Raw genomic sequence first — 12,839 nt, forward strand, 5'->3', positions numbered from 1 at the left:
TGGGTGGGGCATAAACGATGAGCGACGGGCTCGAGATCGAAAACTTACGGCACGAGCTTGCCTATATGACCGGCAAGATCGACGACACCATGCGTGAGATCTCGATGATCCGCCATCCCATGATGTCAGATGATCGCGTCAACGCCGCCGTCGATGAATTAGGCGCGATCGTGGCCGCCACCGAGGTCGCGACCGGTGAAATTCTCGACGTCGCCGAAAAGCTGGAAGAGACGGTTCCCGGCGCAGCCACCAGCGAGCTGACGACGCGGCTGTTCGAAGCCTGCAATTTTCAGGACATTACCGGACAACGGATCAATAAGGTCATGACGCTTTTGCGTGACATTGACGGCCGTCTGCACAGCATGATCGCGACTTTGGGCGAGGAGCGGCTCGAACAGATACCGCATGAGCAGGTCTCAGGGGAAGCGGCCCTGTTGAACGGACCGGCGGTGACGGGCGCGCTCGCACAGAACTCGATCGACGAGTTGTTCAACTAGCAGGAACTACCACTAGTCTTATCGCACCTGCTCGAGCGTTCAGGTGGAGGCTCACGCCCTCCGCTCGCCTCGGCATCGAGTCTGAAGATTGCTGGATCTGAGCAGCCGACGAGGTCGGCCCGAGCGCCTAGATGCTCCCAGGCAGAATGGCCGTGCGCGATTTTAGCCACATGTTTTTGGGTGGCGGGCATAGCGGGTCGGCTGTAAGCCGGTAGACTTGTTAACGAAACAGTCAGGTGAGTGGCCCCTTAGCTCATGTCCAGCCCGCGGCGTTACATTATCCGCGCGTTCCTGTTCATTGCGATCGCCATTGGGGTCGTGACGCTCTTATCGCGAATCATCTGGCAGGCGTTTCTTCACAATCCTTATCTCAACAGTCTCATCCTGGCCGTCCTGGTGCTCGGGATTGCCTATAATCTTCGTCGAATCTTCCAGCTCTTCCCCGCCAACAGATGGATCGAAACGTTCAGGACCGGACGTCCCGGCCTCTCACTGCAAACGGCTCCCCCTCTGTTGGCCTCAATGGCCGCGGTCCTGGGTGAACGTGACCGACGCGGTCGTTCGAAGCTCTCTCCCCTATCGGTTCGCCATCTTCTGGACAGCATCGGCACCCGCCTCGATGAGAGCCGCGACATTGCCCGCTACCAGACCGGGCTCTTGATCTTTCTCGGTCTTCTCGGGACCTTCTGGGGGCTCCTAGAGGCCATCGGGGCAGTCAGTGGCGTCATCAGCAATCTGTCGATCACGTCGACAGACGTGGTGACCCTGTTCAACGACATGAAGACGGGTCTGATGCGACCTCTGGCCGGCATGGGCACTGCCTTCAGCGCCTCTCTTTTCGGTCTCTCCGGTTCGCTGATCCTGGGTTTTCTCGATCTCCAGGCGACGCAGGCGCAAAACGGTTTTGCGAACGACCTTGAGGAGTGGCTCTCAGGCATGGCGCGCTTCGGCGGCGACGGTAGCGAGGTCGGCGGCCAGCCGATTCCGGTCTATGTGCAAGCGATGCTGGAGCAGACCGCCGAGAACCTCGATCGGCTGAACGCTATGATCGCCCGTGGCGAGGAAGGACGTGGCGAACTGAATCAGATTTTGCACGGGTTGAGCGAACGCCTGGGCATGCTGGGCGACAATCTTCGCCGCGAGCAGGACCTGATGGGCCGCCTGTCGGAGGGTTTCCACGCGCTCGCCGACCAATTGGCGCGACGCAATGACAGCATGCTGGATGCAGAAAGCCGGGATCATCTCCGCAACACCGACCAGCAAATCGGCCGCCTGCTGGCGGAAACGGTGCGCGAGCGGGAGGAGATCAAGAATGAGATCAAGATCCTGACCCGAACGGTAGCAATCGCCGCCGGCGAGCCGATCCCGCCGGGCGGGGTCTGAGCCGGTCATGGCCCGACGTCGGAGCGAGGCGCGCGCGGTCGATATATGGCCTGGCTTCGTCGACGCGCTCTCCACCTTGCTACTGGCCTTTATCTTTCTGCTTGTCGTCTTCGTCCTCGGCCAATTCTTCCTGAGCCAGCAACTGGTCGGCCGCGACCAGGAAGTCTCACGCCTCGGCCAACAGATCCGCGACCTGACCTCGAAGCTGGGGCTGTCGGCCAGCGAGGCCGACGACCTCCGACGTAGCTTGGCTCAAACATCCGCGGACCTGCAGGCGGCACTTACCGATAAGGACGCTCTGGCCGCGCGCCTCGACCAGAGCGAAGCGGCCCGAGCCGATCTCAACAGTAGGCTCGCCCATACCGGCGACGACCATCTGGTCATGCAACGTCGGCTGGACGAACTGGAAGCCGGGCGCAGTCAATCACAAAGCGATATGGCCGCCTTGCAGCACCAGCTAGACGAGGCCCGCAAGACCGTGAGTGCTGATCAGGACAAGTTGAAGGTCCAGTTGGCACAGCTCGTCCAGCTTCAGGCCGATATCGCAGCGCTCCGCCAAGTCCGCAGTGATCTCGAGAAGGATGTGGCCGATCTCACCAGCCGCTCCACAGCCAGTGACGCCGAACGGACCCACCTGCTAGCCGAGCTTGGGACGACCAGGGACAACAGCGCCGCTCTGGAGGCCAAGCTGGCGGATGCAGAGCAAAAAACGATGCTGGCCCAACGTGAGTTGCAAGCTCGTGAGATCCGTCTGACTGATCTCCTGCAATCGACGCAATCCCTTACCAGCAGCCGCGATCAAGCGTTGCAGGGGCAGGCGGATGCCGTGGCCGAAGTCCAGGCACTACGCCTACAGCTTACCGATCTCGGCGATCAGCTGCGGCGCTTGGCCAACGCCCTAGATGCGCAAAAGACTGCCGACAGCCAGAAGGATGCAAAAATCGAGGAGTTGGGCAAGCGGCTCAATCTGGCACTCGTCAACAAGGTCGAGGAACTCGACCGCTCACGGTCCGACTTCTTCGGCAAGCTCAGGGAGGTCCTGGGCGACCGGTCCGACGTTCAGATTGTCGGTGATCGTTTCGTCTTCCCCTCCGACGTGCTCTTCACCTCTGGCGACGCTGATATAGGCCAGGACGGGCGCGACCAGCTTGCCAAGCTCGCAACGGCACTTAAGGACATCATTACCCAGATCCCCAACGATCTCCCCTGGGTCCTGCAGGTCGATGGCCATACGGATATCCGCCCCATCAGCAACGCGCGGTTCCCTTCTAACTGGGAACTCTCATCGGCACGGGCCATCGCCGTGGCGCGCTTCCTCATTGATCAGGGAATTCCACCCGATCGCGTGGCAGCACGCGGCTTTGCCCAATTTCAGCCCTTGGACCCCGGCACCTCGGAAGAGGCCTATCGCCGCAATCGGCGGATCGAGATCAAGCTGACCACACGATAGCCTTAGTCGATCGGCAAAAGCCTAGTGTAGGCTGCGAGTGCGGACAGCTACTGACCGCGGCCAAAGGCGAGCTCTTGGAAAGCACCCGAAGGCGAGTCCTGATGCGCGTACACGGACCAGATCGGGTGCCAGCCTGATAGGCTACGACTGCCCATAGCCTGCGTTCGGCAGATGCTAGCGTGCCGTCTTAGAAGTCGCTCAGGAGCAGCCGCGCTTCAACCGCCCTCACCAATCCCAGACGACCCGCTAACGCGGCCATCGCGCTCAAGCGTCGGCACCTGGAGCCCGATTACCTGCAAGTCGGGCTGGCCGGATCGAGCTTGAACGGGCCATTTCGAATATCCGGGGACAGGGACGCTTACGATCTTGGAAAATCTCTCGGCTGCCGGAGACGTCGTCTCCGCAGTTGATCTCTGCCCAAGAAGCATTCGGTCAACGCGGAGCATGCCGCAATCGCCAAGTTCCGCGCTCAAACCATGACAGTGCCCGAACGAACCATTCCCCAGGGAACACCCATGCCTCAGGCGGCGGCCTCCAGGTCGAATTGCAGGGCAGCGAGACGGGCATAGAGGCCGCCACGCGCGACGAGCTCTTCATGCCTTCCCTCATCAATGACACGGCCCTGGTCGAGCACGACGATGCGGTCGGCCTTGCGCACGGTGGCTAACCGATGAGCGATCACAAGGCACGTTCGGCCATGGCGCAGGCGCTCGAGCGCCTCTTGGACCGCGCGTTCGCTCTCAGCATCCAGGGCACTGGTGGCCTCGTCCAAAAGCAGAACGGACGGCTCACGCAGAATGGCGCGAGCGATGGCTATCCGCTGGCGCTGGCCGCCGCTCAGCCGCACCCCTCGTTCCCCCAAAAAAGTCTTATAACCTTGGGGCAACCGTTCGACGAAGCCTTGCGCCGCGGCGTTGCGCGTGGCGGTCACGACGGCTGCTTCATCCGCCTCTGCCAAGCCGTAGCGGATATTCGTCAAAACGTCGGTGCCGAACAAAACCGGGTCTTGCGAGACCAATGCCAGGCGCCGGCGAAACATTTCGGGCGCCAAGCTCCTCAGATCCTGCCCATCAAGAAAAACGCGGCCTTCCTGGGGATCATAGAAGCGCATGAGCAGATCGAAGATCGTCGACTTGCCAGCGCCTGAGGGACCGACGATAGCGACCGTCTCGCCCGGCCTGACCCGCAGATCGAAATGATCGAGGACGAGACGCTCCGGCGCGGAAGGATAGGCGAAGGACACACGATTAAACTCGATCTCGCCTTGCGTGCGAGGCGGCAACGTGGCGACGATTGGTGGCGCCGCGATCTTGGGCTTGATGTCCATCAACTCGAATATCCGCTCCGCGGCACCGGCGGCGCGTTGAAGATCACCAAAGGTGTCGCTCAATCCCCCCATGGCACCGGCCACGACGCTGGCGAAGAAAACGAAGGATGCAAGCTCGCCTGCGGTAAGACGCCCCGAGACGACGTCCTGACCACCAATCCAGAGCACCACGACGATGGCACCGATGACCAGCGTTATGACGATCGCTGCCAGAAAGGCTCGGGCCCAGGCATAACGCGATGCCGCGGCGAAGGCCGTCTCGCAAGCCTCGGCGAACCGCCGGCTTTCATGCTCCTCCTGCCCGAATGCCTGAACGGTCTTAACGGCGCCGAGCGTCTCCTCTGCCAGCGCACTGACTGTTGCGACCCGGTCCTGGGTCTGACGCGACAGCCTACGTACATTTCTGCCGATGACGACGATCGGTACGACGACAAGCGGTACAACAAGAAGGATGAGGCCGGTTAATTTCGGATTGGTTACGGCCAGCAGAACCAGACCGCCCACGAGCATAAGGAGATTACGCAACGCCTGGGTGACACTGGAAGCGATCACCGCCTGGATCACGCTCGTATCGGTCGTCAGGCGGGAAATAATCTCGCCCATCCTCCTCGTCTCGAAAAATCCCGGCTCAAGACGGATGAGACGCCGTTCGAGTGATGTCCGCAGATCGGCAACGACACGTTCGCCTAGCCAAGTCACAAGGTACGAACGGGTAAACGTGGAAAGCGCCAGAACGACGATCACGATGAGGACCGCCTCGACAGCATGCCGCATGGCGATCAAGCGCCCACCGACCAATCCATGGTCGATCAGATAGCGCATGCCCACGCCCAGCGACAGAACGGATCCGGCAGCCAGAACGAGCGCCAGAAGCGCTAGAACGAGTCGCCAGCGATAGGGTAGGAGATATCTTGCCAGCCGCTTGAGCGGCTTGAGGTTGCGGCTTTTCTCACGGCCATCGCCTACGACCTGGGCCGTCCGTCGACCTGATGCCATCGCCATTCTCTTACCGGCTGAATCGAAATAAACTTGTTCTATGCCATAGGCCTGAGGCGGGTCAGGCAGCAACCCCAAGCCTGTCACACCGACGAATAAGCCGCGGCCGCGAATGATCTGCGTACATGTCCGATCTGCTGCCGGAGATCCCGTCGCTGCGGTCAACGACGTTCGGTCGCGCTACCAGCGGATTTCCCGAAGGCGCCATCGCTTGCCTTTGCCGAGGGGTTCGGTTAGACAAGCGTCCGCACATGCTAGGCAAAGCGTTCGGCCCGGGCAGGAAACCGCCTGGAAGGGCCTTTTCTGCTGTTGTTGAACTTCTCCTACATTCGTCTCCATCAAGTTTCGTCTCGAGGATCGGCCAAGTGAAGAAGGAAATCCACCCGGACTACCACGAGATCAACGTGGTGATGACCGACGGCAGCACCTTCACGACTCGCTCCACCTACGGCAATGCCGGCGATAGCCTGCTGCTCGACGTAGACAGCAAGTCGCATCCGATGTGGACAGGATCGACCTCGCTGCAGCTTGTTGAACGCGGGCAGGTCGAGAAGTTCAATCGCCGCTTTCAGAACTTCCGCCGCAAGAAATAATCATGGGCGACGCCTCCCTGGTCTGCTTGCCAGCAGGGCGGTGACGTACATAGGGGTAGACGAGATGAAAATCCGGAATTCGCTCAAGACCGCCAAGGCCCGACACAAGGATTGCCGGCTGGTGCGCCGCAAAGGGCGCGTCTATGTCATCAACAAGACGGCACCGCGCTTCAAGGCTCGTCAGGGCTGATCTGAAGGCCTTCTCGAGAGCAGCGCTGGTGGTACAAGAGCCCGCCGATCGATATGATCGGCGGGTCTTTCGTCTTTGTACGGCCGTATCGAAAACTGATCGGCCCAATCAGGGAGCTTATGATCATGGAGATGCCTGCGCTTGACCGGGACTCGCTGGCAAAGCGTGATCGCATCGTGGCTGCCCTGCGTGCGATCGTCCCCGGCGAGGGCGTCATCGCCAACGTGACCGAAATGCGGGCCTATGAATGCGACGCCCTGTCGGCCTACCGGACACTACCGATGGCGGTTGTGCTTCCCGCCAGTGTCCAGCAGGTCTCAGCCATTCTTAAGCTCTGCAACGACGAGAAGATCAAGGTCGTGCCCCGCGGCGGCGGCACATCGCTTTCGGGCGGCTCTTTGCCTCTCGGCGACGGCATCGTCCTTGGCATGGGCAAGTTCAACAAAATCCTCGATGTCGATTTCCAGAATCGCTGTGTGGTCGTCCAACCGGGCGTTACCAATCTCGCCATCACGCGGGCAGTCGAGCATGAAGGTTTCTATTACGCTCCCGATCCTTCCTCGCAGATTGCCTGCTCGATCGGAGGTAATGTCGCGGAGAATTCGGGTGGCGTACATTGCCTGAAATACGGCCTGACGACCAATAATCTGCTTGGCGTCGAGATGGTACTTCCAGATGGATCCGTCATTCGTCTAGGAGGCCGGCATCTGGACGCGGACGGCTACGACCTGCTCGGTGTGATGACCGGATCGGAAGGCCTCTTGGGCGTCGTCACCGAGGTGACGGTTCGAATCTTGAAGAAGCCCGACACGGCTCGCGCCGTCCTGATGGGATTTCCCAGTAACGAGACCGGCGGCGATACGGTGGCCTCGATCATCGCGGCTGGCATCATCCCGGGTGGCCTCGAGATGATGGACAGACCGGCAATTCATGCCGCCGAAGACTTTTGCAAAGCTGGCTACCCGAGGGATGTCGAGGCGCTGCTCATTTGTGAGCTTGATGGCACGGCGCAAGAGGTCGATCACCTGATCGACATCGTCGCCGCCATTGCACGCCAGCATCATGCATCGTTCATCAAGGTGTCGGAGAGCGAAGAAGAGCGAACCCGCTTCTGGGCGGGTCGCAAAGCCGCCTTTCCGGCTGTCGGCCGCATCTCGCCAGACTATCTCTGCATGGATGGCACCATCCCACGCAGCCAACTGGCCCACGTCCTTAAACGAATGGAGGAAATGAGCGCGCATTACGGCCTAAGGGTCGCCAATGTCTTCCATGCTGGGGATGGCAATCTGCACCCCCTCATCTTGTTCGACGCCAACGTTCCCGACGAGTTACGCAAGGCCGAAGACTTCGGCGCGGACATCCTCAAGCTCTGCGTCGAGGTCGGCGGCGTCCTTACCGGGGAGCACGGAGTAGGGGTGGAAAAACGTGACCTGATGCCCTCCATGTTCAACGAAAATGAGCTGGCCCAACAGCAGCGACTGAAATGCGCCTTCGACCCTGTCCAAATTCTAAATCCCGGAAAGGTCTTTCCAAAGTTGCACCGTTGCGCGGAACTTGGGAGGCTCCACGTCCAGCGGGGCGCCCTGCCCTTTCCGGATCTGCCGCGCTTCTGACTGCGAGGCATAGGCCCACTAGCTGGGAGGCATCAGCTTCGCGGTGAGGACTGCTTCCGCGGCCACGCTGCCTTCTACCGTGGCCCGTCCTGCATATTTCCAGACACCCAACCTGTGGCGATCCAGTGTTACTTCTAGTCTGAGTTGATCTCCGGGACGGACAGGACGACGGAATTTCGCCCCATCCACGCCCATGAAATAGACCCCGCTGCCATTGGCCCACTCGCCCAAGCTGCGGATCGCCAAGACTGCGGCAGCCTGCGCCATGGCTTCAATGATCATCACCCCCGGCATGATCGGATCGCCGGGGAAATGCCCCATGAAAAACGGCTCGTTGAAGGTAACGTTCTTGATACCGGCAGCACTTTCGAAGGCACGCGCATCGACTAGGCGGTCGAGCAACAACATCGGATAGCGATGCGGCAATATCGCCAATATCTCTGCATAACCGACATCGGGCAGCCTAGTGCCATGCGGCAACGGCGTCTTATCCGTCATTATCTTCTCATCGTCGCTTGGGCCGAGTTCCGATTAGCGGTCAGTTCGCCGTATCGGGAACCTCAACATGGGGCAGTTTCTTGTCGAGAATGGCCAGAACATCCTGGGTCAGGTCAAGGTCTGGCGCGAAGAGCAAGACCGTCGAGGACGGCAGGACCAAGTTGAAGCCTCGCTGCTTGGCCAGCTCGTCAACGACCTCGATCACCGCCTGACGGACCGTACCAAGTGCGCGGGCACGCACGGCCTCCAATTGCTGCCGCCGCTCCTGCGACAAACGTTGCGCTTGCTGGACACGCTGCTCAAAATCCCGCCGCTTTTGCGTATAAACCTCCGGCGCGAGTACACTCCGCTGCCGGGCGATCTCCTTATCGGTATCGTAGAGATGCTGTTCTTCGGCTGACAATTCGTCGAGATAGCTTTTTCGCCGCGCCTCGACCTGATCATTGATGTCCTTGGCGGCCTTGGCGTCGCTCATCAACCGTTGAAAGTCGACGACAGCCGCCACCGTCGTTGGCATCGGCAGAGCATTTTGGTCCGCCTTGGCGTCGGGACTTGCAGGCGACGTCGCCGCGTCCTCCGCATTCCCCACATTCGGGATAACGAACAAAGAGGTCGCAAGAGCGAATGCCGCCGCAGCATGTCCGCGCGCCCAGCGGCCTTCACCGAATCGCCAACATGTGCCGCTTTGGAGAGCCTCGCTCACGTGTTTCGCCGCCACCGCCCTCTAGAAGCGCGTGCCGAACGACAAGCGGAAGATCTCAGTCTTATCGCCACTATCCTTGACGACAGGCTGGGCAATGTCGATTGCGAGCGGACCCAATGGCGAAACCCATGACAGACCCACGCCGGTCGATACGCGGATATTGCCGCTGTCCTCGATACCACCACCATGCAGGTCGGTTTTCGTTAGCGTACCGAAATCAGAGAAGGCACGGCCGAAGATTCGCAGCTCGTCGGGCAGACCCAAAGGAAAGCGCACTTCCGTGGTGCCAACCCAATAGGCGTTGCCGCCTAGCGCGTCGTCGGTGTCCTTGTCCCTCGGACCCATGCCCGCATAGTCAAAACCGCGGAAGGTCTGGCCGCCTATGAAGAAGCGGTCAGTCAGGTGGACGTCCGATCCCAGGCCGAAAATATAGCCGGCACTGGCGCCAAGATTGAGAACCACGTCTGGCACGATTGAATAATACCAGTCAGCCCGGCCCTCATGGCGCAACCAACGATTGTCGCCGCCGACCCCGGCAACGTCTTCGTCCACTCGGAAATAATAACCTGAAGAGGGAAGGAAAACGGTGTCACGCCGATCATAGGCAAAGCTTTGGCCAGGCCCGGACGTCAGTCTTTGACCCTCTTCCCGCTTGATGTAGCGCGACGCGTCGTCATCGACGTTCTTGATCTCGTCGAGCCGCAACGTGTAGCGCACAGTGTGCTTGAGATATTCTGTCAGCGGATAGGTGGCACGCAGCGTGATGCCCGTCCGATTCTCATCGAAATTGGCCTCGCTTTGATAATTCGTCTGCGAGCGGTAGACGTCGAAGCCGGCGGCGATTTCCTTGTTAAGGAAATAGGGCTCCGTATAGCTCAGCTGGATGAGCTGGCGACGTCCTGATACCGTGAAATTGGCCGATAGCTCCCGTCCGGTTCCCAGAAGATTGCGCTCCGAGAGACGGATGTCGCCCAACGGGCCATCGCTTGTCGAAAACCCGGCACCAAAGGAGAGCTCGCCTGTGGACTTCTCGGTAACCGCGACATTGATGATGATCCGGTCAGGGGCGCTGCCGGGTGCCGTCGTGACATTTACGGAATCGAAGAAATCGAGATTACGAACGCGCTGCTGTGAGCGACGCAGGAGGGCCGAGTTGAAGGGATCGCCTTCGGCCAGCCTGAACTCACGCCGGATGACCTCGTCGAGCGTGCGAACATTGCCGGTAATGTTGATCTTCTCGACGTAAACTCGGGGACCTTCCTTCACACCGTAGTTGATGCCAATCGTCAGATTGTCACGATCCTGAGTGGTCTGCGGGTCGACCTGCACGAAGGCGTAACCGAGCTGGCCAAGCCGGTCGGTGATCGACTGCACCGTCGCTTCCACCTCGTCGGCGTTGTAGGTCTTGCCTTCTTTGGTTGTGATCAGTGACTTCAACTCGTCGACGGGCACATCCGGCACCGAACTCGTAAGGTCAATGGCGCCAAACTTGTAGCGCTGACCCTCCTGCACCGTGAAGGTGATGTAGAAATCCTTGCCGTCCTGTCCCAGCTCCGCGATCGCCGAGACTACTGTGAAGTCCGCATAGCCTCGTGCCAGATAGAAACGCCGCAGCATTTCCTGGTCGAAATTCAGCCGATCGGGATCGTAATTGTCGTTCGACGAGAAGAACCGATACCAAGCGCTCTCCTTCGTCGAAATGACCCCACGCAGCGTGTTTGCCGAGAAGTCCTTGTTACCAACGAAAGAAATCGCCGCCACCCGGGTCATTTCGCCCTCGTCGATCTCGAAGACGAGATCCACGCGATTTTGGTCAAGATCGATGGTCTTGGGCTCGACCCTCGCCGCATAGCGGCCCTGGCGGCGATACAGATCCAAGATACGCTGGACGGCATCCCGGACGCGCGCCTCGCTGAAGACTACGCGCGGCCGAAGCTGGATCTCGCTCTCCAGCGTCTTGTCTTCGATACGCTTATTGCCCTCGAAGGCGATGCGATTGATGATCGGATTCTCGACCACGTGTACCGTCAAGGTCGAGCCGTCCTGACTGATCGAGACATCCTTGAACAGCCCGGTGGCGTAGAGATTCTTCAAGGACTGGTCGAGCGCTGTCGGATCGAAATTATCGCCGCGATGAACCGCGAGATAGCTCTCAACGGTCGACTGCTCCACGCGCTGATTGCCCTGCACGGCGATGTTGGCGATCGTCCCACCGCTCGTCTGCGCCATGGCGGAGACCGTCAGGACGAACGGTATCAGCGTGGCCATCATCAGCCGTGAGATCAACGCCCGCATTATAAAACCTTCGGCTGCTATTGAGATCCGCCACTGGATGGCGTGTCGATAGGATCACGTCCTTAACAAATTATCGAGGGAATGCCAGCAGGTCGTTGATCCAGCGAGCGATCTTTAATCATGCGTTGCAAATAGACCAAGCAGATCGAACGCCTGTCGTCCAGAGGTCAGGAGACGAGTCCCTTGACGAATTCCACCACCCGCAGGTGGATGAGGTCGTTCCATGTAGCAAAAACCATGAGGGTCAAGACCATCGCCAAACCAATTCGGAAGGCGATCTCCTGGCTACGCTCACCGAGAGGTCGGCCGCGTACGGCCTCGATGGCATACATAACGAGATGGCCGCCATCGAGCATGGGCACAGGAAAGAGGTTGATCAGACCAAGATTGATCGAAAGCACGGCCGTGAACCATATGGCCGGGACCAACCCGTCCTGAGCGATCTGCCCGGACATCTGTGCAATGCGCAATGGTCCGCCCAATTCATCGGTGCCTCGCGAGCCCACGATCATTTGGCCGATCGCCTGCAGCGTCCCGCCTACCATGCGGCCGATCTCCCCTACCGCCTGAAACGGTGCGGCGAGGGGGTTGCTGCGGACGAATTCGACGCCCGCGCGGCTGACGCCGATCAGACCGATGCGGTGCACATTGCCGAACCGATCGGTTAACTCCTGCAATTTAGGGACCACCGTCGCCTGCACCGCCTGCCCGCCTCGTTCCAGAGTAAGGACCAACGGGACGCCCGCAGCATCCCGCACAATGTCCTGCAGACGCTCGAAGCTGTCGACGGCCTTGCCATCGACGGCGGTAATCCGATCGTTGGGCAAAAGCCCGGCCGCAGCGGCTGGCCCGTCCTGCTGCACTTCGCCCACGACCGCTGGCGTGAATGGGCGGCCACTGAAAACAAAGAGGAAAGAGAGGACGACGATGGCGAAAAGAAAATTGAACGCCGGTCCGGCGAACACGACCGCCATGCGCTGTGCCACGCTCTTTGACGGAAAGCTGCCTTCCTGTGCGGCCTTCGCGCGGTCGATACTGGTGCTGGATGCATCGGCATCGCCGAGCATCTTTACGTAGCCACCCAGGGGGATCAGGCTGAATTTCCACCGTGTGCCGGCCTTGTCGGTACGACCGAATATCTCGGGCCCGAAGCCGATCGAGAAGCTCTCGATGCGAACGCCGTTCCGGCGCGCCACCCAGTAATGGCCGTATTCGTGAACGAACACGACAACAGAGAGGATGATTAGGAACGGAACGAGATATTGAGCGATCAACGACAAAGCATGATCCTCGC

General features: G+C 60.0%; 11 protein-coding genes. 6 read left to right on the plus strand and 5 right to left on the minus strand.

The window, feature by feature from the left end:
* Positions 1-17 precede the first annotated feature (17 nt).
* The 3 genes from CFB17_RS10010 to CFB17_RS10020 all read left to right on the plus strand — a co-directional run bounded on the left by CFB17_RS10010 (position 18) and on the right by CFB17_RS10020 (position 3,330).
* On the plus strand, positions 18-497 hold the full coding sequence (locus CFB17_RS10010) for a protein phosphatase CheZ (RefSeq protein WP_088561406.1): 480 nt from the start codon (positions 18-20) through the stop codon (positions 495-497).
* Between the two features lie 255 nt (positions 498-752).
* Entirely contained in the window at positions 753-1,880 is a 1,128-nt protein-coding gene (locus CFB17_RS10015) for a flagellar motor protein MotA (RefSeq protein ID WP_088561407.1), read from the plus strand.
* Between the two features lie 7 nt (positions 1,881-1,887).
* Positions 1,888-3,330: a peptidoglycan -binding protein gene (locus CFB17_RS10020; protein WP_088561408.1), complete on the plus strand. Its 1,443-nt coding sequence runs from the start codon at positions 1,888-1,890 to the stop codon at positions 3,328-3,330.
* Between the two features lie 520 nt (positions 3,331-3,850).
* Here the strand turns inward: CFB17_RS10020 and CFB17_RS10025 are convergent.
* Positions 3,851-5,653, minus strand: coding sequence for an ABC transporter transmembrane domain-containing protein (locus CFB17_RS10025; RefSeq protein ID WP_088561559.1), 1,803 nt, complete (start codon positions 5,651-5,653; stop codon positions 3,851-3,853).
* Between the two features lie 365 nt (positions 5,654-6,018).
* Between CFB17_RS10025 and rpmE the strand changes: the two genes are divergently transcribed.
* The 3 genes from rpmE to CFB17_RS10040 all read left to right on the plus strand — a co-directional run bounded on the left by rpmE (position 6,019) and on the right by CFB17_RS10040 (position 8,049).
* Positions 6,019-6,246, plus strand: coding sequence for a 50S ribosomal protein L31 (rpmE, locus tag CFB17_RS10030; RefSeq protein WP_088561409.1), 228 nt, complete (start codon positions 6,019-6,021; stop codon positions 6,244-6,246).
* A gap of 64 nt (positions 6,247-6,310) precedes the next feature.
* Entirely contained in the window at positions 6,311-6,436 is a 126-nt protein-coding gene (ykgO, locus tag CFB17_RS10035) for a type B 50S ribosomal protein L36 (protein ID WP_088561410.1), read from the plus strand.
* A gap of 125 nt (positions 6,437-6,561) precedes the next feature.
* Positions 6,562-8,049, plus strand: coding sequence for an FAD-linked oxidase C-terminal domain-containing protein (locus CFB17_RS10040; protein ID WP_088561560.1), 1,488 nt, complete (start codon positions 6,562-6,564; stop codon positions 8,047-8,049).
* An 18-nt stretch (positions 8,050-8,067) separates the two neighbouring features.
* Here the strand turns inward: CFB17_RS10040 and fabZ are convergent, their stop codons facing one another.
* The 4 genes from fabZ to rseP all read right to left on the minus strand — a co-directional run bounded on the left by fabZ (position 8,068) and on the right by rseP (position 12,825).
* Positions 8,068-8,547: a 3-hydroxyacyl-ACP dehydratase FabZ gene (gene fabZ, locus CFB17_RS10045; protein WP_088561411.1), complete on the minus strand. Its 480-nt coding sequence runs from the start codon at positions 8,545-8,547 to the stop codon at positions 8,068-8,070.
* 40 nt (positions 8,548-8,587) lie between these two features.
* Positions 8,588-9,064: an OmpH family outer membrane protein gene (locus tag CFB17_RS10050; RefSeq protein WP_133063887.1), complete on the minus strand. Its 477-nt coding sequence runs from the start codon at positions 9,062-9,064 to the stop codon at positions 8,588-8,590.
* 207 nt (positions 9,065-9,271) lie between these two features.
* Complete coding sequence (gene bamA / locus CFB17_RS10055; protein WP_088561413.1) at positions 9,272-11,545, minus strand: outer membrane protein assembly factor BamA; 2,274 nt, start codon at positions 11,543-11,545, stop codon at positions 9,272-9,274.
* 167 nt (positions 11,546-11,712) lie between these two features.
* Positions 11,713-12,825, minus strand: a complete 1,113-nt coding sequence (rseP, locus tag CFB17_RS10060; protein ID WP_088561414.1) for an RIP metalloprotease RseP — start codon at positions 12,823-12,825, stop codon at positions 11,713-11,715.
* Positions 12,826-12,839: the final 14 nt, after the last annotated feature.

Origin of the sequence: Arboricoccus pini, from assembly GCF_900187945.1 — a bacterium.
Lineage (GTDB): Bacteria > Pseudomonadota > Alphaproteobacteria > Geminicoccales > Geminicoccaceae > Arboricoccus > Arboricoccus pini.

What these genes read in the sequence shown, in the direction of transcription:
- CFB17_RS10010 (WP_088561406.1), top strand. Translation starts at nt 18, where the DNA reads ATGAGCGACGGGCTCGAGATCGAAAACTTACGGCACGAGCTTGCCTAT.
- CFB17_RS10040 (WP_088561560.1), top strand. Translation starts at nt 6,562, where the DNA reads ATGGAGATGCCTGCGCTTGACCGGGACTCGCTGGCAAAGCGTGATCGC.
- fabZ (WP_088561411.1), bottom strand. Translation starts at nt 8,547, where the DNA reads ATGACGGATAAGACGCCGTTGCCGCATGGCACTAGGCTGCCCGATGTC.
- bamA (WP_088561413.1), bottom strand. Translation starts at nt 11,545, where the DNA reads ATGCGGGCGTTGATCTCACGGCTGATGATGGCCACGCTGATACCGTTC.
- ykgO (WP_088561410.1), top strand. Translation starts at nt 6,311, where the DNA reads ATGAAAATCCGGAATTCGCTCAAGACCGCCAAGGCCCGACACAAGGAT.
- CFB17_RS10025 (WP_088561559.1), bottom strand. Translation starts at nt 5,653, where the DNA reads ATGGCATCAGGTCGACGGACGGCCCAGGTCGTAGGCGATGGCCGTGAG.
- CFB17_RS10015 (WP_088561407.1), top strand. Translation starts at nt 753, where the DNA reads ATGTCCAGCCCGCGGCGTTACATTATCCGCGCGTTCCTGTTCATTGCG.
- CFB17_RS10020 (WP_088561408.1), top strand. Translation starts at nt 1,888, where the DNA reads ATGGCCCGACGTCGGAGCGAGGCGCGCGCGGTCGATATATGGCCTGGC.
- CFB17_RS10050 (WP_133063887.1), bottom strand. Translation starts at nt 9,064, where the DNA reads ATGCCAACGACGGTGGCGGCTGTCGTCGACTTTCAACGGTTGATGAGC.